18 protein-coding genes are annotated in these 19,311 nt (G+C 60.4%); 9 read left to right on the top strand and 9 right to left on the bottom strand.

Annotation, left to right across the window (positions count from 1 at the left end):
- On the top strand, positions 1–393 hold a 393-nt coding region (locus AAC126_RS04215; RefSeq protein WP_339850415.1), incomplete at its 5' end, for a hypothetical protein.
- 3 nt (positions 394–396) lie between these two features.
- Here the strand turns inward: AAC126_RS04215 and AAC126_RS04210 are convergent.
- Positions 397–1,032, bottom strand: coding sequence for a putative 2OG-Fe(II) oxygenase (locus AAC126_RS04210; protein ID WP_339850414.1), 636 nt, complete (start codon positions 1,030–1,032; stop codon positions 397–399).
- A gap of 65 nt (positions 1,033–1,097) precedes the next feature.
- Positions 1,098–2,360, bottom strand: coding sequence for a methyltransferase (locus AAC126_RS04205; protein WP_339850413.1), 1,263 nt, complete (start codon positions 2,358–2,360; stop codon positions 1,098–1,100).
- Positions 2,361–2,524: 164 nt separating this feature from the next.
- On the opposite strand from AAC126_RS04205, the gene AAC126_RS04200 reads away from it, so the two are divergent.
- Positions 2,525–3,226 (top strand): hypothetical protein, encoded by a 702-nt coding sequence (locus AAC126_RS04200; protein WP_339850411.1) that lies wholly within the window; start codon positions 2,525–2,527, stop codon positions 3,224–3,226.
- Between the two features lie 25 nt (positions 3,227–3,251).
- On the opposite strand, the gene AAC126_RS04195 is transcribed toward AAC126_RS04200, so the two are convergent.
- Genes AAC126_RS04195 through AAC126_RS04175 form a run of 5 tightly spaced genes read right to left on the bottom strand, consistent with a single transcriptional unit; the run spans position 3,252 to position 6,739 of the window.
- Complete coding sequence (locus AAC126_RS04195; protein ID WP_339850410.1) at positions 3,252–3,965, bottom strand: acylneuraminate cytidylyltransferase family protein; 714 nt, start codon at positions 3,963–3,965, stop codon at positions 3,252–3,254.
- Positions 3,962–4,624, bottom strand: a complete 663-nt coding sequence (locus AAC126_RS04190; RefSeq protein ID WP_339850409.1) for a hypothetical protein — start codon at positions 4,622–4,624, stop codon at positions 3,962–3,964. The genes AAC126_RS04195 and AAC126_RS04190 overlap by 4 nt, the downstream gene beginning before the upstream one ends.
- A complete protein-coding gene (locus AAC126_RS04185; RefSeq protein ID WP_051284934.1) occupies positions 4,621–5,301 on the bottom strand; it encodes a glycosyltransferase family A protein in 681 nt (226 codons plus the stop codon). Before AAC126_RS04185 ends, AAC126_RS04190 begins: the two co-directional genes overlap by 4 nt.
- Positions 5,298–5,855: a hypothetical protein gene (locus tag AAC126_RS04180; RefSeq protein WP_339850408.1), complete on the bottom strand. Its 558-nt coding sequence runs from the start codon at positions 5,853–5,855 to the stop codon at positions 5,298–5,300. Before AAC126_RS04180 ends, AAC126_RS04185 begins: the two co-directional genes overlap by 4 nt.
- A gap of 8 nt (positions 5,856–5,863) precedes the next feature.
- Positions 5,864–6,739 (bottom strand): shikimate dehydrogenase, encoded by an 876-nt coding sequence (locus AAC126_RS04175; protein WP_339850407.1) that lies wholly within the window; start codon positions 6,737–6,739, stop codon positions 5,864–5,866.
- Positions 6,740–6,953: 214 nt separating this feature from the next.
- On the opposite strand from AAC126_RS04175, the gene AAC126_RS04170 reads away from it, so the two are divergent.
- From AAC126_RS04170 to AAC126_RS04155, 4 genes are all read left to right on the top strand, one after another.
- Positions 6,954–9,167 carry an NACHT domain-containing protein gene (locus tag AAC126_RS04170; RefSeq protein WP_339850405.1) on the top strand — a complete coding sequence of 738 codons (2,214 nt, stop codon included), beginning with the start codon at positions 6,954–6,956 and terminating at the stop codon, positions 9,165–9,167.
- 361 nt (positions 9,168–9,528) lie between these two features.
- A complete protein-coding gene (locus AAC126_RS04165) occupies positions 9,529–10,839 on the top strand; it encodes a Zn-dependent hydrolase (RefSeq protein ID WP_339850403.1) in 1,311 nt (436 codons plus the stop codon).
- Positions 10,836–11,495: a phosphoribosyltransferase family protein gene (locus tag AAC126_RS04160; protein ID WP_339850400.1), complete on the top strand. Its 660-nt coding sequence runs from the start codon at positions 10,836–10,838 to the stop codon at positions 11,493–11,495. The genes AAC126_RS04165 and AAC126_RS04160 overlap by 4 nt, the downstream gene beginning before the upstream one ends.
- 149 nt (positions 11,496–11,644) lie before the next feature.
- Positions 11,645–12,565: a pirin family protein gene (locus tag AAC126_RS04155; RefSeq protein WP_339850397.1), complete on the top strand. Its 921-nt coding sequence runs from the start codon at positions 11,645–11,647 to the stop codon at positions 12,563–12,565.
- Between the two features lie 120 nt (positions 12,566–12,685).
- Here the strand turns inward: AAC126_RS04155 and AAC126_RS04150 are convergent, their stop codons facing one another.
- Positions 12,686–13,552, bottom strand: coding sequence for a phytanoyl-CoA dioxygenase family protein (locus tag AAC126_RS04150; RefSeq protein WP_339850395.1), 867 nt, complete (start codon positions 13,550–13,552; stop codon positions 12,686–12,688).
- A 54-nt stretch (positions 13,553–13,606) separates the two neighbouring features.
- On the opposite strand from AAC126_RS04150, the gene AAC126_RS04145 reads away from it, so the two are divergent.
- A complete protein-coding gene (locus AAC126_RS04145; RefSeq protein WP_339850392.1) occupies positions 13,607–14,935 on the top strand; it encodes a nucleotide sugar dehydrogenase in 1,329 nt (442 codons plus the stop codon).
- Positions 14,936–14,956: 21 nt separating this feature from the next.
- Here AAC126_RS04145 and AAC126_RS04140 read toward each other — a convergent pair whose 3' ends face one another.
- The gene (locus AAC126_RS04140) at positions 14,957–15,760 is read right to left on the bottom strand and encodes an SDR family NAD(P)-dependent oxidoreductase (RefSeq protein WP_339850389.1); all 804 of its coding nucleotides are present in this window, start codon (positions 15,758–15,760) and stop codon (positions 14,957–14,959) included.
- A 316-nt stretch (positions 15,761–16,076) separates the two neighbouring features.
- On the opposite strand from AAC126_RS04140, the gene goxA reads away from it, so the two are divergent.
- Positions 16,077–18,131: a CTQ-dependent glycine oxidase GoxA gene (gene goxA / locus AAC126_RS04135; protein ID WP_339850386.1), complete on the top strand. Its 2,055-nt coding sequence runs from the start codon at positions 16,077–16,079 to the stop codon at positions 18,129–18,131.
- The gene (goxB, locus tag AAC126_RS04130; protein WP_339850384.1) at positions 18,128–19,276 is read left to right on the top strand and encodes a glycine oxidase maturase GoxB; all 1,149 of its coding nucleotides are present in this window, start codon (positions 18,128–18,130) and stop codon (positions 19,274–19,276) included. The genes goxA and goxB overlap by 4 nt, the downstream gene beginning before the upstream one ends.
- Positions 19,277–19,311: the final 35 nt, after the last annotated feature.

Genomic DNA, 19,311 nt, shown 5'->3' with positions numbered 1-19,311 from the left:
ACCGGACATCCAGAAATGGCCATCACAGCGACGGCTTCGATAGCGCCTCAACTCAATACCTTGAACCGGAACGGAACGGGGCAAACGGGTTCGCCCGCGGACTCCAGCGCTCCGGTCGCGGCGGAAAACAGTTCTGCTGTTGCGGCCACAACGGTTCTTGGCTCGTCCAGCCAGCAAAGCGCAGCCGTATCGCAAGCCCAGTCGGCGTTGCGCTCCGCCGAGAATGTTGTCGCCCGGCGCGAGGCCGAGTTAAGCGATGCGCAAAGCGCGGTCTCCGCCGCCTCCGATCGTGCCGATCAGCGTCGCAGGGCTTTGTCCGAGGCGGAAGGGGCCGAGCGTGTTGCCCTTGCTGAAGACCTCCAGCGCGGCTCTCTGGTCAATATTTCCGTCTGAAAATCAGGACCGTTTCAGGTTCAGGATTTCCGCGGCGAGTGTCAGGGTGACCCGCTCGCCATTACCGTAATACGGGTTCGTCCGGAAGGTCAGCCAGCTTGGGAAAACCGTGAGCTGGCCATTCCTGGGCGCCACCAGCATGGGGCGGCCGACAGTGTCTATCGGCAGGCTTGCAAGACCGGCAGCGGCGCGCGGATCGTCGATCTCTATGGTGCCGTTCTCGGGCGCGTCGGCATTGGGCGTGTCGCCTGCCTCGATTGTATAGACCATCGTCAGATGGTGCCCCGGCGTCAGGTGGCTCTTCTCGTAGGCGCCATAGCGCAGCACCGTCGCCGAGCCTGAAAGCCGGACCTCGAACGTGCAATCCCCTCCCGCGATCAGCGGCACCACTGCCTGGACGGCACCGAGAGCCGTTTGCCGGATGGTGTCGATGCCCTTGTCAGGCCAGTCGAACAGATCGCCGCCGGACCGCCAGCCGCCGATCACGCCACCGGCATTCGGTTCCGCGGCAGCTTCCCGTGTCAGAACGGCGGCTTTCAGGGCGTCATTGAGCGGCGCACAGCCGTCGATGGCGAACATGAACAACCGGGTCGGGAAGATTTCGAGAATATCCGTGCGGGAATCGAATTTCAGTTCCATCGGCCAGCCCCCTGCAAGCGCTTGTATATCCGGTCACTTCCATAGCATGCCGGGGGCGCGGCCGGTCAAACGCCGGTTTGTCGCAGTTTTGTGAAGGCAAGGAAGAGGGTCGCGAGCGGTTGGCCCGCTTCCTCCCGCATGGCGCCGCGCTCAACCTTCAGGACGCGGAGACCCGCATCGAGCGCCGCCTCTTCCAGCCCGGTCAGGCTATGGGTGTAGGCGCCATCCGGGCCAAGGCCGGGAGCCGTGCCCGCGGGCGGCTCAAGAGCCGTCAGCAGGAGGGTGCCGCCCTCTTCAAGGCGAGCACTGACCACGGAAAGAAAACCGGGCAAATCCGGGATATAGGATGTCACATCCGCGGCAATGGCGAGCTCATAGAGAGCGGGGTCGTTCCGCAGAAACGCAACGGCCTCGAGCGTGACAAGGCGGTCATAGATCGCTTTCGCGTCTGCCCGCCGGATCATTTCGCCGGAAATGTCGATGCCGGTGAGATGCCTGCAATGGGGGCGGAAAACAGCACCGGTGAGTCCGGTACCGCAACCGATATCAATGGCTGTCCGGACGGGTGATCCTGAAGAGGCGACGCCAGATGCGTGTGCCAGCTTCAGCAGGGTTTCCGGCGCGGTATATTTGAGACGTCCGGTCAAATGCGTATCGAAACTCTCCGCGTAGCCATCGAACACCATGCGGACATGGGCCGGCGGGAACGCTGCCTCGGCGGGCCCCGCTCCCAAACGCGCAAGGGCCCGCCCGGCCCCGAGAGGATCCTCGGGTGCCAGCACAAGGGACGTGCGATAGAGCCGGGCGGCCATCGCTTGCGGCGGCCCCTGTTCGAGCGAGCTTGCGAGAAGAAAGGTGGCCTCGATATTCGCCGGGTCGGAGAGCCTTAACCTGGTCAGCAAACGCTGTGCGTCAATGTACCGTTCCTGCCCGAAGGCATGCAGCGCGCTCATGATCGTGGCCGGGCCGTGCAGCGGATCAAGCACCAGCAGCCGCAAGGCTGCCTTCATGCCGGAAGGGTCTGCCGCGCCCAGATCGTTCAGATTGCCTGCGTCCTGCGGCTCCAGAAGAACGGCCCGCAAACGCGCCCGGGCAGGATCAAGACCGGCGGCTTCCTGGACAATCCCCAACGCCGTCCAGTGCGTGGCGGATAAGGGCTCTTCCCGGCAGCGCTCGGCAAGCGCGTGCAGAGCGGTTTCGGATGTCTTTCTGGCAATGTCCGGTGTTCGTGGGGGTGCTGGAATGTCTGCATTTTGCTGCGCCATGGCGGAAGGATAGTCGGGGGCGATCCCGTACGAAATCCCCAGGATTGGGATGGGATTGCGCAAGGGTGAATGCAATTAAAAGTTGCTGAATATAATATTATTCAAATACAATGATCCGTCTTCAAAACCGGGAGGTTGGGATGAAACGGAAAGTATTGATTCTGCTGGCGTGTGTTTTTGGAGCGTCGGCAAGCAGCAGTGCAATGGCGGCATGCGGATGCACGGGCATGACGGTTACCCGAAGCCAGATTATCTCGGCCTGCTCCACGCGCAATCTGGGAAACTTTGACGGCCAGTGCCTGGTGCTTGCACCCGGAGCGGGCGACAATGATTGCGGTGGAGGCGCGTACAAATACACCTGCCCGACCGGGGTAAACAGCCAGGATCTGGAGGCTGCGGAGCCGACGCAATCGACAGGTTTCTTTGTGCAGACGGCTTATGCGGGCGGGAGTAATGGTGCCGAATGCACGGCAGGCCAGATCCTGCAAATGACCATTACCAGCGGCGGCAACAACGAGCCGAATCCGAATATCAACCCGACATCCCTGAATGGAAACCAGACCATCGGTGGCCGTAATCTCAGGATCGACAATAACGGCGCGCATGCTTTCCCGAGGATCGGGGATATGGAGCAGCAGCGTCCAAAATTCGGCGGTGACAATTACATGGCCGCGAATGTGGATGTCCTGAGCGGATCATCCAATGCCGGATCATGGTGGTGGGATAATACGGACCAGACCAAGGATGAAGCAGCCGAGGCCGCGACCTGGGCCTATGAATTCGTGGCTTTCGTGCAGGGGAGCGGGGGCGGCCAGCCGAGTTGCGCCTGTACCTTCACCATCGATGTGGGTTGGGACTCCAACCAGCATCCCGGCACTGCCTACGCCTACAATGCCGGTAACAGCGTGAATTGCGGAGGGCTGCAATAAGCGGCCGAATGCCTTGGCGGCGGGCTTACTGCCCGCCGTTTTTCTCGAAATATTCCAGCGCCTTTTCGGCCATGTAGAGATCGAAGGCGTCATGGATGTCGATGCCGGAGGCGACATCGTCGATTTCCAGGATATCGACCTTCATGCCGGTCCGCTTGCCGGCCCGGATCAGGTCGGCGCGGATGGCGGAGGCGAGGCCGGTATCTTCGCGGAACAGCGGCTTGCGGGTCTGGCGCGGGCCGTAGATTGCCATCCAGTCGAACACCCGCTGCCATTCCCCGTCCTCGTTCCGGGACCAGAAATTCTTGTGCGTCTTGTTGGCGACAAAGACCGTTTCCAGACTGTCGTCCGCCTTCAGCCGGTTCACGCACGCGGCGATCCATTCCGGCTTGCGGAAGATATCCGTCGGCTGCAGGAAGACGACGATGCCGAACGGCCCGTCGATCTCTTCCGCCCGCTCCAGCGCGTCCTTCAGCACCGGCTCGGTCGGTGTCAGATCCTCGGCCAGCGAGCCTTCGCGCATGAAGGGGCACCAGGCTCCGGCGGCCAGGGCGGCATCCCGGATCGCTTCATTGTCGGTGGTGACCAGCACCCTGTCGCAGACGCCGGAAGCCAGCGCGTGCTCGACGGAATGGGCGATCAGCGGCTTGCCGGCGATTGGCTTGACGTTCTTGCCCGGCAGGCCCTTGGAGCCGCCGCGGGCGGGCAGGATGGCGAGAACGCGGTCGGACTTGGTCATGCGATTGAATTCCTGAGTTCGGTAAAGCGGTCCGCGACCATTTCGGCCATGGCGAGGCTCATGTCGTCGCGGATATCGACAAGGGCCCAGAACTGGTCGACCACCTCGAAGCCGACCGCGTCGCCGAGGCGCCGGCCTTCGCGGATCAGCTCCGGCCGGGTGGCGAGAGCGAGGCCGACGACTTCCTGGAAATAGGTCGAGCTGCGCCGGTCGCCGCCCGGATCGAGCGCCTGGATGGTGCGGTCCGGATCGAGCCGCCACAGGCTGGCGTCGAATTCGCGGACGCAGACCACACTGTCGAGATGCTCGCGCGCGGCAAGGTTCTCCGCCGTGCGCCGGATCAGGCCGCGTGGCCGGAACGGATGCGTCGGCTCCACGACGACGATCTGTTTCGCCGGGTGGGTGTCCAGCACGTCCACCAGCGCGTCTGAATAGCTCTCGGCTGTGCGGTCATGGATGGTGATCCGGTCCGCGAAGGGCGCTGCCTGGGCTTTCACCGCGTCATCGTCGGCGGTCAGCACCACATGGGCTTCCGGCAGGTCTTCCAGAACGGCCTCAATGGTGCGGACCAGGCTGGAGGCGCCGTGCAGGGGCTTTACCAGCTTTGGGGTCGAACTGGCGCCGGAATAGACGGGGATGATGGCAAGGATGTCACTCATGGCGCGCTCGTCCGGATGTAATCGATAACCTCGGCGACGCGCTTGGCGCGGCCCTCGTCGCGGCCCTGATGGATGCCGTGATGGTGATAGACCCGGAGGCCCGGCTCATAGAGGATTTCATGGCCGAGCGCGATCATGCGCTTGCCCCATTCCCGGTCCTCGACGCCCCGGATTTCCTCATCGAACGGATGCTCGTCCCAGATCGATTTGCGGATGCCCGAATTGGCGTTGTGGAAAAAGTAATCCCGGCGCTGGCGTACCCGCTCGTCCCGGAAGGTGGTCCAGAGATCGCGCCGGTCGATGGCGCTGGTATCGGGCAGCGGCTCCTGCCGGCCATAGATGCCGCAGAGCTTCGGATCGCCGTTCGGCCCCAGGTGGGCCAGCAGGTAATCCGCCCAAAGCTCGTCCACCGGCACGCAGTGCGAGGAGATCAGCGCCACGGTGTCGTATTTCGCGGCGGCGATGCCGATATTCAGCGCCCGTCCGTAAGAGAATTCCGCGCGGCTGATATACTGGATATTGACGCCATAGGCTTCGGCGATCGGCAGTGTGTCGTCGGTGGAATCATTATCCACCAGGATAACGTCGATATCCTTCACCCGCTGATGCTTCAGCGCGGTCAGGCAGCGGCCGATCCAGGCGGCTTCGTTCTTGGCCCGCAGGACGACACTGATCATGACTGCCTCCAGTCGTCTTCATCCACCACCCCGAAATCAAGCGCGGCGCCCTCCGTCAGGGCATAAAGCGCCTTCTTGCCGAGCACGGTCGGTTTCAGCGCGGCGGCAATGCCCGGCCCGCCCTTTTCTTCCGAGATGTCCGCCTCTTCCAGCAGCTTGCCGAGCGGGATCGGCCGGGCGGCTTTCAGGGTCGGCCGGGACAGCCGGTGCAGCTCTATCCGGGCGACCAGGGTCGGCGCGAACAGGATCGGCCCCTTGAGGCCGCCGCGCGTCTGCATCGCCCGCAGCCGTTCCAGCGCATCGAGATCATGCACCAGGAAGGCCGCCCGCGTGCCGCCCTTCAGCAGCGGCGCGGACGCCAGATGATCCGCCGGGATGACGATATCGAATTCCTCGGCGACAACCTCCAGCGGCTCGTGCCGGATCGCATCGAAGCTGAGCGGCCACGCCGCCGCCTCGATGGTGTCCGCATGGTCGCCAAGCAGGATCAGGCCGGTCATGTGCGTATCGGCCATGGGGTCAGGCTCCGCATCGGGAACAGCATTCACACTCATTGTCGCGCCTACCCCGCATTCCGCATGGCATCGCGTACCGCATCAAGGGAAAGGGCACCGGGATTGGCCTTCTGGAAGGCGATCACGGCCTGATCGAGATTCATGCCGAGCCCGTTCTGTGTCTTCAGCCCGCGCGCCGCCGCCAGTTTCATCAGCGGAGTTTCCGCCGGCTGATAGATGATGTCATAGACCAGCGCATCCGACGGCAGGGCAGAAATCAGCGCGTCGGCATCCGCCCCAAGCGGCGTGCCCGCGTCCCCGTCCTGATATCCGGCCGACGTGCAGTTCACCAGCACGCCGCAGTCGGAGAGCAGTTCCGCCGTCAGCGGCAGAGCCGCCGCCGAGACATGTCCGCCGAGTTTCGCTGCCGCTTCTTTGGCCTTCGCCTGGGTCCGGTTGGCGACCAGCAGCTCTTTCACCGCCCCCGCCAGATAGGCGGCGACCGCGATCCCGGCCCCGCCAAGCCCGATCAGCACCGCCTTGCGGGAGGCGAGATCCGGCAGCGCGTCCGCGATCTGCGACAGCGCCCCGGCCCCGTCCGTATTGGCGCCGACCAACTCGTCCCCGTCCCGGTAAATCGCATTCACCGCACCGATCCGCTCCGCCTCCGGCTCCAGCCGGTCCAGCAGCTTCGCGATCTCCTGCTTGTGCGGCACCGCGACCGCACCGCCGATATAGCGTTTGTCTGCTTTGAGAGCCGCAACCAGCCCCGCCAGATTCTCCGGAGTCACATCCATCGGCACCATCGCGGCATCGATGCTGGCAGCCGTGAAGGCGGCGTTCCAGAGCTGCGGCGACCGCGCGCCCTTGGACGGCGTCAGCCCGAGAATGGCTGCGAATTTGGCAGTGGAGATCGTCGGGTCGTTGTCGAGAAAGTCCTGCACGTGGAACCGGTCCCGGTAAGCGTTCGGAAAATGGCGGAATGCCGCCGGAAAAAGCTGGGTGATGGTTTAGCGCAGATGGGGGCGGGGTGGGAAGGGACATTGCATGTGGAAAAATTGATGTCTGGAGGCGAAATGTGACTGTAGAATGGCAAATACTAACCCAATTTTATCGTTGAGCTTTGGCAAGGCCGCTCAGTTTATGTGAGGACTCATTATGAAGTGGAAAAGCCTGGAAGAGAAAGTTCGAAAAATTTCTGAGATCCACTTTGGTGTAGATGGTGTATCCGAAGATATAAACGGTATCAAATTTGATTGTGTTATAAAAAGAAACCCCAAATTGTGGTCAATTATAGAGGTTACAAAGCGAAAAGATTTAGAAAAAGTGAGGACGGATATTAATAGAATTTCTCTAGCGAGAAGGTATTTATTTGAGAAAATGAATATTATGACGGAGTGTTTTTTTGTTGTTGAGCGCGTGACTGATTCAATGAAGAAAACGGGTGATGGTCATGGTGTGGAAGTCATGTCTATCGACGAGTATGAGAAATCTATTTTTAATTTTGAAATTTATTCACATATCCGAAGCCGAAAGCAATTCGGGAGTTCGGTAAATCCGCTGACAGGTCAGCCGGATCAAACTAATTTTATACCTGTTACTTATGAGGAAAAAGAAACGAAACGCGAGAAAAAATTACAAGATATAATAGACGATTTGCTTTCTGGTTCTGGAGTGATTCTTCTTGGAGAATATGGATCTGGAAAAAGTCGCTGCTCAAGGGAGATTTTTCAAGAAATTACAAAAAATAAAGATGCTTATGTAGTCTCGGTAGATCTAAAATCCGTCTGGGGATTGCGATCAGCAGAAGAGATACTTCGCAGACATTTGAATGATCTGGGATTGTCATCCGAAGTTGATTTTTTGATTCGCGCGATGCACAAGAAGAGAATATTGTTTCTTCTTGATGGTTTCGATGAAGTTGGAACTCAAGCTTGGAGTGACGATCCCGCTACACTGAAGAAGATCCGTAGAGATGCCCTTCGCGGAGTGAGAGATCTTATCGAAAATCATTCAGAAGGTGTGCTTATTACCGGTCGAGATCATTATTTTAATGATCAAAAAGAAATGCTTGAATGTTTAGGGTTGGATGGCCGCGGGCCGAAGATTTATTCCAGTAAAAAAGAATTTAGTGATGAGGAGATGGAGTCGTTTCTATCGGAAATCACGCAATCCATGCTTGTTATTCCGGATTGGCTGCCGCGACGACCTCTTATGTGCCAAGTGATTGCTTCCTTTCCTGAAGAAAAGATGAGCAGCATTTTAGAGGATGAAAATGGAGATATTGAATTTTGGTATAAATTTGTCGATGTTTTGTGCTCTAGGGAAAATCGCATAGGTGATATTTTAGATAAAGAGGTTATTCGAGATATTTTAAAGCGACTTGCGCGGATAACTCGATCGAAATTTTCTGATGTTGGTCCTATTAGTTACTCGGAAATTCAATCTGCTTTTGAATATGTTGTTGGAAAGCACCCTGTGGAAGATGCTGGAGTTTTATTGCAAAGGCTTCCTGGTCTGGGGAGAACAAGTTCCGAATCGGATGATCGCCAATTTGTGGATGTGTATATCCTAGATGGGCTTAGGGCAATGGATATTTCAGAATCTTTAGAAACGTTTTCAAAAGATATATTCGCAGAGACATGGAGGAATCCATTAGACAGATTAGGCCAGCGTGTTCTTGGTAGATTCATTTCCAAAAATTATTATCAAGATATAGCGCAAAAATATATGATAGAAATGATAAGGCATAAGAATTCAATTGCGGCCTCTGATATTTTGTCAGGTATGATTAGCGGTGATGATGATCAAGTAAATTTAAAAGGAATGAAGGTGGAGAATGGAGAGTTTACTTGGTTAGATCTAAGTATGTTGGAACCATCAGGATTTACTGTTGACTCTTCTGTGATTTTTAACCTGATCTTGCCGCAAAATAAAATTAACGATGTATACATTTTAAATTCTCAGATTGAAAAAATATACGGAGTTTCTGCAGAAAGTGGGCTTCCTAATTGGATTCAAGAATGTCTTATCGACAGTTACGAAAAAGTAGATACCGTCTCCGCAATTAAGAATATTAAACTTTCTCCACAACATAGAATTCTTGTAACTATTTTAAAGAAAACATTTTTCCAACCAGGTAGAGGTCGACAAGAAGCCGCTTTGCTTAGAGGTTTAGGGCAAGTAGACACAGGAGGGTACACAGGAAATATACTCAAAATTCTAATATCGGAAGGTGTGTTGGAGAGCGCTCGTGGAGATCATGGGCGTCTTTATATTCCTGTAATAAAACATAAATCACGAATCTCCTCGATGCTGGCTCAATTGAATCAGAGCAGCGATGTGTTATGGGAGAAGGTCGCAAACCTGTAGTGATACAAGAGATGAAGGAAAAAATTTGTTGAGCTTGGTGTAAACAAATTGTCCCTTCTTGCGAACAGTGCGCTCCTCCAAATACGTTATGACCACTCCATCTCTCATAAAGCGCGGTAGTTCCGCCGCACATTGAGTTTTGGAGAAATCCCATGTCGATCACGTGCCGTGAAATCCGAGTCCCATGCCCAGTCGACGATGGACAGTTTCGGTTTCCGCAATGACGATCCGGCGAAACAAGCGTCCCGATTTCTGTTGAAGCAAAGCTCAGGTTTGCCTAGGCTTAACCGCTTTCTCGCCTCGAATCGGCGCCATCCGGCGCCGATTTATGTTTTCTAGGCTGTTCGCCAGGAGCCATGACATGCTGAAAGCATCCCCTGAAGAGTCCGGTTTTGTCGGCCCCGGTCTCCGCGCCTTGTCGCGGGAGCTGATGGACAAACTGCGCGAGATGTCTTTCGACGGTGTCGGCATCAGCCGGGAGACCTATGGGGCCAAGGAAACCGAGGCACTGGAGCTGATCGAGGCGACCGCGCGCAGGTATGGGCTGGAAACCGCCTGGGATCGGGCGCGGAACCTCCGGATATGGTTGCCGGGCGAGGATGCGTCATTGCCGGTCGTTGCCACCGGCTCGCATATGGACAGCGTGCCGCAAGGCGGAAACTATGACGGGGCGGCAGGCGTGATTGCCGGCCTCATGGCCCTGATCGCGGCGAAAGAACAGGGCCGGTTCAGCCGGACGCTTGAGCTCTACGCCCTCAGGGGAGAGGAGAGCGCATGGTTCGGCGGTCCCTGCTATTTCGGCTCGCGGGCCATATTCGGCCTTCTGGAGGAGGCGGATCTGGTGAGCAGGCACCGGGACGGGAAGGTCACCCTGGCGCAGCAGATGGCGGCCTGCGGGGTGGATATGGATCTTGTCGAGCGGCAGGAATCGATCCGGCGTCCCGAAGAGTTTCATGCCTGGATCGAGCTGCATATCGAGCAGGGGCCGGTTCTGGTCGCCAAGGAGAGCCCGGTCGGCATCGTCACCGGCATTCGCGGGAATATCCGTCATCGCCGGGTGATCTGCCGGGGGCAGCCGGCCCATTCCGGTGCGGTGCCGCGCTGGCTGCGTCACGATGCCGTGCTCGCCATGTCCGAACTTCTGATGCGTCTGGACGAGCATTGGCGGATCCTCCTGGCCTGGGGCGAGGATCTTGTCTTCACGGCCGGTATCGTGGAGACGGACCCGCGCGAGCATGCGGTCTCCCGCGTGCCCGGTTATGTCAGCTTCGCGGTTGAATACCGGAGCCAGGATGCCAAAACGCTCGAGAATTTCAGCCGCATCCTGGAGACGGAATGCCAGAAGATCGGCGGCGAGCGCGGTGTGACCTTCGAGCTCGGGGACGCGGTCTCCTCGCAGCCCGCCCGCATGTCGCAGCCACTGGTCGCCCTTGCCGAGGAACAGGCCAAAGCCGCCGGGATCGACTATGAGATCATGCCGTCCGGGGCCGGGCACGACACGGCCGTCTTCGCAAATAGCGGGGTGCCGTCGACGATGATCTTCGTCCGCAACGAGCATGGCAGCCACAATCCGGACGAGCATATGGAGATGGACGATTTCTATGCGGGGGCTGAAGTGCTCGCGCGGGTCATGATTGCCGCCGCGGATGCGGAAGAGGATAGCTTCAAATGAGTATTTCGCCTGAACAGACGCCCGCCCGCGAGGCGGCGAAGATCATCCTAGATGGCGGCGCGGTTCATGTCCGTACCGGCGGCGAGCCCTATTTCTTCTCCTCCGGCTGGGCGAGCCCGCTTTTCATCGACCTGAAACGGCTGATCTCGGTGCCGAAGGCGAGAGACAGGCTGATCGATCTGATGCTGGGCCACATCCGCTCGATCTATGGTGACGACGGGTTCGACCAGATTGCCGGGTGCGAGCTTGCCGGCGTGCCCTTCGCGACCATTGCCGCCCACAGACTGGGCCTGCCGCTGGTAATCGCGCTGAAACAGGCGCGCGGCTTTGACCGCCTGTCCCAGTGCGAAGGCACGTTCGAGCCCGGAACGCGGACGCTGCTCCTGGATGACCTGACGACGGACGGGAAAACAAAGGCGAATTTCAAGGACGCGCTGGAGCGTGCCCAGGCGGATGTCGTCGGCATCTTCGTGCTGTTCAATTATGGCATTTTCCCGGCCGCCCCGGAGGTGGGATCGCTGACCTGTCTGACCGATCTCATCGCGGTTGCCGAGGCGGAAGAAAGTCTCGGGGAGGGCGCACTTGCCCAAATCAAGGCCTTTGCCGGGGACGCCGCGCACTGGTCCCGGTTTCATGGCGGTATCGGACGGACTTGAACCAGGGGCCCGTCTTTCGGCGGTATGGCGATGAAGGGGAACAGAGTGTCCGCGCCTGCGAACAATCCCCCTCTCCCAATCTGGTATCATCATCCCATCTCTCATTAAGCACGGCAGTTCCGCCGAGCCCTGAGTTTTGGAGAAATCCCATGTCGATCCGTGCCGTGAAATCCGAGTCCCGTGCCCAGCCGACCATGGAAGGCGCGGGAGTGCATCTGCATCGGGTGTTCGGGTTCGGGGATACGTCCGAGACCGATCCGTTCCTGATGATGGACGATTTCCGCAACGACGATCCGGCGAAATACGCCGCCGGTTTCCCCTGGCATCCGCATCGCGGCATCGAGACCATCACCTATGTGCTGGCGGGCGAGGTCGAGCACGGCGATTCCCTCGGTAATCACGGGGTGCTCGGCGCAGGCTCGGTGCAGTGGATGACGGCGGGGTCGGGGATCATGCATCAGGAAATGCCGCGCGGGAACACGGTCGGCCAGATGCACGGCTTCCAGCTCTGGGCCAACCTGCCCTCGGCGCACAAGATGACCACGCCGCGCTATCAGGATATTTCCGGTGGAGACATCCCGGAAATCACGGACGATGACGGCACGAAGGTGAAGATCATCACCGGCAATTTCTGGGGCAAGCGCGGCCCGGTCGACGGCATCGCCGCCGATCCGCTCTATCTCGATATCTCGGTGCCGCCGAACACGACCAAACGGCTGCCGGTGGATACCCATTCCAACGCCTTCGCCTATATCTTCGCCGGCGCCGGACGGTTCCGGGACGCGTCCAATCCGGTGGGCGTGCTGGTGGAGAAGGAGTTCGCCGGCGAGGAGATGACGGTCCGCGACATGTCCGGCAACCGCACGCTGGTCAAGTTCGACAGCGGAGACGAGATCAGTGTCACGGCAGGGCCGGAAGGCATCCGCTTCCTGCTGGTCGCCGGCAAGCCGATCAGGGAGCCGGTCGCCTGGCACGGCCCGATCGTGATGAACACGAAGGAAGAGCTTCGGCAGGCCATCCACGACTTGAACAGCGGCACTTTCATCCGCGAGGGCGCGACGGGGATTTGATCTCCCTGGCCTTGCTCCATTGTTCGTCATCCCGACGCAGGTCGGGATCCACCGGTCGTAGAGTGGTGACCGTCATTGTGGATCCCGATTTTCATCGGGATGACGGAGAGGGGCTGGCCGTTACTCCTTATGTTTCGCCTGCTGGTCAAAGAAGGACGCGGTGGAGGGCAATTGCGGCAGGCTGATTTCGTAGGGGATCGACCGCACCCGGCCTGTGCGGATGCCGCGCACCACGGTGCCTTCGAACTTGTTCGGCATCGGGCTTGGCGAAACAGGCACCGCGTCCTCGGCTGAATAGACCGAGATAAACAGCGTGCGCGGGTTTGCCGAGCGGTTCGGAGCGGAGCCGTGCAGCAGGCGGGTGTGCATCAGGCAGACCGAGCCTGCGGGGCCAATACTGCGGACGGCCTTTCTCTGGCAGTCCGCGGCGATATCATCGTCGATGGCGCCGGTGAAAACACCGTCATGCCAGAGGCCGTGGATCTCGCCCTTGTGCGAGCCGGGCAGGACTTCCAGCGGGCCGTTCTCGCCCGTCACCTCGTCCACCATCAGCAGCGCGGTGATCACGTCGTCGTTGGTGTGCGGGGTGAAGGGGAAATCCTGGTGCCATTTCACCTGGGTGGCGCCGCCGGGCAGCTTGGAATTGATCTTGGAGTGATGGAATTTCAGGTTCGGGCCGATCAGGTCGGCGACGCAGTCGGTCATGTGACTGGAGGCCATGGCTTCGTAATAGGCCTCCGACACCTCGACTGGCGCATTGACCCGGCGCAAGCCCGGCTTTTCCGCCGTGTGGCCCGGCTCAACATCGAAGCGCGGCTTGTTGTTGATGGTCTCGCCATAGGGCGCTGCATGACCCCGGCTTTCCTCGACCCAGCCGCTGAAGGTATCGCGCAGCCGACCCAGAAGGTCCGGCGATACCGCGTTTTCGATGGTGAGGTATCCGTCGCGCCAGAAGGCATCCTTTTGCGCGTCGCTGAGACCGGCCATCGCATCATCTCCCGTGCTTGCGTGTGAACCGTCTTCAGGCTACGGACTGAGCCCATGATGGTGCAAGCATTCCTCGACAGAATTTCTGACAAGAGCGCGCGCATTGGCGTGATCGGGCTCGGCTATGTCGGCCTGCCCCTGGCACTCGCCTGCTTGCGCGCCGGGTTCAGGGTGACCGGCTACGATATCGACGCCGCGAAGATCGAGGCGCTGACGGCGGAGCGCTCCTATCTGCCGCACATTCCGGTGGACGGGCTTGGCGCACAGATCGCGGCGGGGGATTTCCTGCCGACGGACCGGATCGCGGATCTCGGCACAGCGGACGCGGTGCTGATCTGCGTGCCAACACCGCTGACACCGGAGCGCGACCCGGATCTGCGCTATGTCCGCGACACGGCCGCCGCGCTGGCTCCGGTACTGAATCCGGGCGCGCTGGTGGTGCTGGAATCGACGACCTATCCCGGCACCACAGACGAGGTGCTGCGGCCGATCCTGGAAGAGACAGGCCGCACGGTCGGCACGGACCTGTTCCTTGCCTTCGCGCCGGAACGGGAAGATCCCGGCAATGCGCATTATTCCATCGGTCGGATTCCGAAGGTGGTCGGCGGTGTTGACGAGGCGTCCGGAAAGCTCGCCGTCGCGCTCTACAACGCGGTACTGGAAAAGGTCGTGCCGGTCTCTTCGGCGGCGACGGCGGAGGCCGTGAAGATCACCGAGAACGTGTTCCGGGCGGTGAATATCGCCCTGGTGAACGAGTTGAAGGTGATCTACGGCGCCATGGATATCGATGTCTGGGAAGTCATCGAGGCGGCCTCGACCAAGCCGTTCGGCTACATGCCCTTCTATCCCGGCCCGGGCCTCGGCGGGCACTGCATCCCGATCGACCCGTTCTATCTCGCCTGGAAGGCCCGCAGCGTCGGCCAGTCGACCCGTTTCATCGAGCTTGCGGGCGAGATCAACCGGGCCATGCCGGATTATGTCATCGACAGGCTGCGCGAGGCCGTCGACCGGCAATCCGGCAAGGGCCTGAACGGCGCGGACATCCTGCTGATCGGCATGGCCTACAAGAAGAACGTGGCCGACCAGCGCGAAAGCCCGGCTCTGACCATTCTGGAAAAGCTCCGGGCGGCGGGGGCGAAGGCCGGGTTCCACGATCCCTGGATTCCGGAAATCCTGCCCTCCCGTGAGTTTGGCGCTCTGGCCGGATGCAAGAGCGAGACGTTGACGGCGGAGCGGCTGGCTGCGGCGGACGCCGTGCTGATCGTCACGGATCATGACGATGTGGAGTATGGCCTTATCGCGGAGCATGCCCGGCTGGTCGTCGATACTCGAAACGCCATGCGGGCACGCGGTCTCGAAGGCACGCATATCGTTGCCGCCTGACCGCGCCGGGCGTGTCGAAGCCTAGACCGGCGCGCTCATGGTCAGGCCGCCATCGACGACGATTTCCGTCGCGGTGACATATTTTGCCTCATCGCTGGCAAGATAGAGCGCGGCATAGGCGACATCCCAGGCATCCCCCATATGGCCCATCGGGACCTGCGCATGACGCCGGGCAATCAGAGCTTCTGCGTCTCCGTCGCCACGTTGTCCCGTGAGGCGGGCTTCCACGAGGGGCGTATGCATCAGCCCCGGCACGACCGTGTTGCAGCGAATGCCTTCCTTGGCATAGCTGACGCCCATGGCGCGGGAGAGCTGCACAACGCCGGCCTTGGTGGCGGCATAGGCATGGATCGGCGCGCCGATATGCCGGTAGCCCGCGACGGAGGCGATATTGACAATGGCGCCGCCGCCGGTCTCCCGCATCAGGGGGATGGCAAAATGGCAGCCGAGATAAACGGTTTTCAGATTGTGATCGACCTGCCGGTCCCAGGTTGCCTCGTCCATTTCCGCGACGCCGCCGGGAGCCGAGCCGCCGACATTGTTATGCAGAACATCAAGGCGTCCGAAACGGGCGGCGCAGTCGCCGAGCAGGCGTTCCACGGTTGCTCCGTCGGTGAGGTCTCCGGCTTCGGCATGGACCTGCGCGCCTTCTTCCTCAACCAGCCGGGAAGTTTCCGCCAGCGCATCTCCATCGCGGTCGATCAGATAAAGTGTTGCCCCCTCGCGGGCATAGAGTACAGCCGCTGCCTTGCCGTTACCCCATCCGGGGCCAACGGATCCAGCACCCGCAACCACGATGACCTTGCCTTCCACCCGTCCGGGCATGTCGTTTCTCCCTGCATTGTTTTGACTGACACTATACCGGTTTCGAGCCTTCTGGCCGGAAGCTGTTTCGCGGTTCGTGAAAAGAAGGGAGTGGGCGAAGGGCTGGCGGCGGCGGCCGACCCGACGGAGACCGGTCACGATACTGTCGGAAGGTCTGTCTTCACTGAGGATAGTTTTCCCGGTCATCCGGCTTTAATGCATAGGCGCAATATTTCTGTGCTATGCAATATTTTTACGAGAAAAAGTAAATTCTTACTCTATCAAAATACACGCAATGATGGCAGTCTGTGCCGGTCATTCAAACGGGGAGAACGTCGTGGGACAGAAGACCGGAAACAGGAAGCCGCAAAGTAACACAGTTCGCCGCCGGGATTTTCTGGCGGGGGCCGCCGCCGGGGCGTTTGGTGGAAGTCTGATCTGGCAGCCGAAAGCCGCTGTCGCCGCGGGCAATGCGAAACCCGCGCCCGAGGGGGCCGAGATTGCCAGGGTGCGGATCTATCCCGCCATCGGGATTTGCCGGGTTGGCGGCAGCGACGAATGGTTCCTTGCGCCGGAAATTCCCGGTCTGCCGCCGAAACCGGAAGGCGGCTTCAAGGATGGTGACCGCAAGATCAAGAAGCAGGTCCAGCGGTTCCGCGTCTATGCTTTCGATGCGCAGGATCGTGTCATCGGCGAGGTGACGGGCAGGGGGGCGAAAATCTCCTGGTCGGCCCATCTGGTGAATGCGAAGGCGGCCTGGTACGGCTTCAACAACCCGCTCGACAATGGCGATCTCGCGCCCGGCCTGCCAGGGCAGAAGCGAAACCAGTATTTCACCGACAACGCGGAACGCGAGCGGATGCTGGTGATCGATGGCGGGAAGAAGGATATCTCCGGCCCCAACGTGAACCCGGACGGCACCGATCCCCGCTATGCCTTCGATGGTGTGTTCTGGGGGGAAGAGCCTGTCGGCCTTGGAGCTGTCCGGACCGATGAGGCGGGCAGGCTTCTGGTTGTGCCGCCGTCGGGTATCTCGAATTCGCCGACCAATGCGGCGATCACAAGTTTCGCCGATAATGATGGCTGGCATGACGATTGGTGCGACGGGCCGGTGACGGCAACGGTTCAACTGGCCAACGGCGTGACTCTCGAGGCCGATCCGGCCTGGGTCGCGTGTGTGGGGCCGAATTTCGCACCCGACATCCCGCCGATCGCGACCATGTATGACGTGGTCAGCAACCTGAATGTGGAAGAGGGCTGGGTGGAGCCGCCGGAGGCGCCGATTTCCTTCCGGAAATACATCTACCCGACCTTCCGGCGCGTGGCCCTGATGTCCTGGCTGACCGACGCGGCGAACCTGCGGCAGGGCTGGCTGGATACCGGTGATTTCTCCGACCCGGCCTTCATCGCAAGGCTGGCGGACCCGGGCGAGGGCAACAAGGCGTTCCGGCTCTCGGTCTTCGAGAAGTTCCGCAACCCCTACAACACCAAGCCGGATGCCTTCAAGGAAGAGCGCCTGAAGATTCCCTACATGATGGGGGACGGGGTGAATTACTCCGGTAGCCCGCTGCAATGGTTCCAGTTCCCGAAGCAGCAATACGAGCATCTGCGGATGTGGGCGGAGGGACAGTTCTTCAATGATTGGCAGGACACCGAGGCAGATGCGGTCGAGGCGCTGGAAGACCTGCCGCTTGAGCAGCAGCCCCATGCGCTGACGGAAGCCGCTCTGGAGCCCTGTTCCGGCGGGGCGTTTCATCCGGGTGTGGAGTTGACCTACTATCTGCGTCTGGCGCCGATGTATCAGCGGAACACGGATGAGAATGCGGAGCCGTTCCGGCTGGCCCATGGTGACCGGCCGAGCCTGATCCAGGATCTCGGCTTCCTGCTGACGCCGGAGATTGCGTTCGACGGCTACGGCGATACGCCGCCGCCGATCGGCCCGCAAATGCCGGGGGATCTGACCCGGTGGATGGGGCTGCCCTGGCAGTGCGATGCTTTCTCCTGTCAGCAGGTTCTGATGCAGGAGAATTATCCGACCGCGGTCTGGTGGCCGGCCTTGCTGCCGATCGATGTGCTGCCCGAGGCCTATTACAAGGAGCTGATGGACGAGACGCTTTCGACCAGCGAGCGCCGGAAGTTCTTCGATAACCGGGTGGCCTGGTCCCGCGCGGTGGCCGGGATCGGCTATCACGCCAACGGCAGCTATTGGGACGGGATCACCAACATGATCACCCTTTGGGAGCGGATGGGCTTCGTCGTGAAGCTCCCCGGCCCGAAAGATGACAAGGCACCGGCCGGAGTGCCGAAAGAGGTTTATGTCGAGGTCGGGCGCGCTGACACGATGGAGTTCCGCTTCGACTGGAAACCGAAGGACGGCATGTTGCCTAAATGACGGCAGCGGCTTTTTCGACAGCAGATATCGCGGTGGTTGGTGGCGGGATCGCGGCAACCGCCGCAATCCTTCGGCTTATCAGGACGGGGTATTCCCCTCTCTGGATCGCTCCGGCGCAGAAAGCAGGGGATCTGCCGGGGGAACATCTGTCCCCGGCGGCCCGGCCGATGCTGGAGGAAATTGGCGCGGCCGGACTGCTCCGCGCCGCCTGTCATCGTCCGGAGCATTCCGTCTTTTCCGCCTGGGGCAGCGACCAGCTGGCGGAACGCAGCGGGATCGTTCATCTCGAAGGGCCCGGCACGGTTCTGGAACGGGCCGCTTTCGAGCGGGAGTTGAGAGCCCTTGCCGTTGCCTCGGGCGCGGCACCCGTCGAGGCCCGCCTGATCGGGCTTGAGCGAAATGGCGATGGCTGGGTTCTGGAGGTCGAGGACGGGGACAGGCTGGGGCGCTGCGGTGCCCGGTTCATCCTGGACGGCTCGGGCCGGGCCGCCGTGGTGGCCGGGATACATGCGCCGGATCATGCCGCCCGGTTCCGGGCGGATCAGCTTGTCGCGCTATGTGCCTTTCTTTCCCAGGAGGAGAATGCCGGGGTGGAGCCGACCCGGGCGACCCTGCTTGAGACCGTGCCGGAAGGCTGGTGGTACGCAACCCTCCTGGCGGATGACCGGCTGGTTCTGAATTTTTACACGGACCCTGATTTACTGCCCCGGGATGTGACGCGGGAGGCGGATGTTTTCCGGGCGATGCTGGAACGCACGACCTATGTCGGGCGATGGCTGCGTGACGCGGGGTTCAGCCTCAATGCGCCGCCGGATCTGGTGAGCGCCGGCACAACCTGGCTGGCCCCTGCTGCAGGAGAAGGCTGGGTCGCCATCGGAGATGCCGCGGCAGCCTTCGATCCGCTATCCTCCCACGGCATGACAACCGCGCTCTGGACCGGGATCAGGGGCGCGGATGCCGCCGTGGCCCGGCTTGGCGGCAACGCGGAACCGCTCGCCGCCTATGCCGAGAAAGTCGGCCGGGGCGTTCAGGAATTCTTGCAGAGCAGATCCACGATCTATGCCGAGGAGCGGCGGTTCGATGCATCTCCGTTCTGGGAGCGCCGCAAGAGAGCGGTGACGGATGCAATGGCGCCCGACTCCTGATCTTCTGCTCGGCATGACTTATCTGGCTTTCACCC

It is taken from the genome of uncultured Nisaea sp. (assembly GCF_963974195.1).
Classification (GTDB): domain Bacteria; phylum Pseudomonadota; class Alphaproteobacteria; order Thalassobaculales; family Thalassobaculaceae; genus Nisaea.
This window is presented reverse-complemented; position numbering and strand designations above follow the sequence as displayed.

Coding starts and splice junctions, on each gene's coding strand:
- AAC126_RS04210 (WP_339850414.1), bottom strand. CDS start 1,032: ATGGAACTGAAATTCGATTCCCGCACGGATATTCTCGAAATCTTCCCG.
- AAC126_RS04200 (WP_339850411.1), top strand. CDS start 2,525: ATGACGGTTACCCGAAGCCAGATTATCTCGGCCTGCTCCACGCGCAAT.
- AAC126_RS04195 (WP_339850410.1), bottom strand. CDS start 3,965: ATGACCAAGTCCGACCGCGTTCTCGCCATCCTGCCCGCCCGCGGCGGC.
- AAC126_RS04190 (WP_339850409.1), bottom strand. CDS start 4,624: ATGAGTGACATCCTTGCCATCATCCCCGTCTATTCCGGCGCCAGTTCG.
- AAC126_RS04185 (WP_051284934.1), bottom strand. CDS start 5,301: ATGATCAGTGTCGTCCTGCGGGCCAAGAACGAAGCCGCCTGGATCGGC.
- AAC126_RS04180 (WP_339850408.1), bottom strand. CDS start 5,855: ATGAGTGTGAATGCTGTTCCCGATGCGGAGCCTGACCCCATGGCCGAT.
- AAC126_RS04170 (WP_339850405.1), top strand. CDS start 6,954: ATGAAGTGGAAAAGCCTGGAAGAGAAAGTTCGAAAAATTTCTGAGATC.
- AAC126_RS04165 (WP_339850403.1), top strand. CDS start 9,529: ATGCTGAAAGCATCCCCTGAAGAGTCCGGTTTTGTCGGCCCCGGTCTC.
- AAC126_RS04160 (WP_339850400.1), top strand. CDS start 10,836: ATGAGTATTTCGCCTGAACAGACGCCCGCCCGCGAGGCGGCGAAGATC.
- AAC126_RS04155 (WP_339850397.1), top strand. CDS start 11,645: ATGTCGATCCGTGCCGTGAAATCCGAGTCCCGTGCCCAGCCGACCATG.
- AAC126_RS04150 (WP_339850395.1), bottom strand. CDS start 13,552: ATGGCCGGTCTCAGCGACGCGCAAAAGGATGCCTTCTGGCGCGACGGA.
- AAC126_RS04145 (WP_339850392.1), top strand. CDS start 13,607: ATGATGGTGCAAGCATTCCTCGACAGAATTTCTGACAAGAGCGCGCGC.
- AAC126_RS04140 (WP_339850389.1), bottom strand. CDS start 15,760: ATGCCCGGACGGGTGGAAGGCAAGGTCATCGTGGTTGCGGGTGCTGGA.
- goxB (WP_339850384.1), top strand. CDS start 18,128: ATGACGGCAGCGGCTTTTTCGACAGCAGATATCGCGGTGGTTGGTGGC.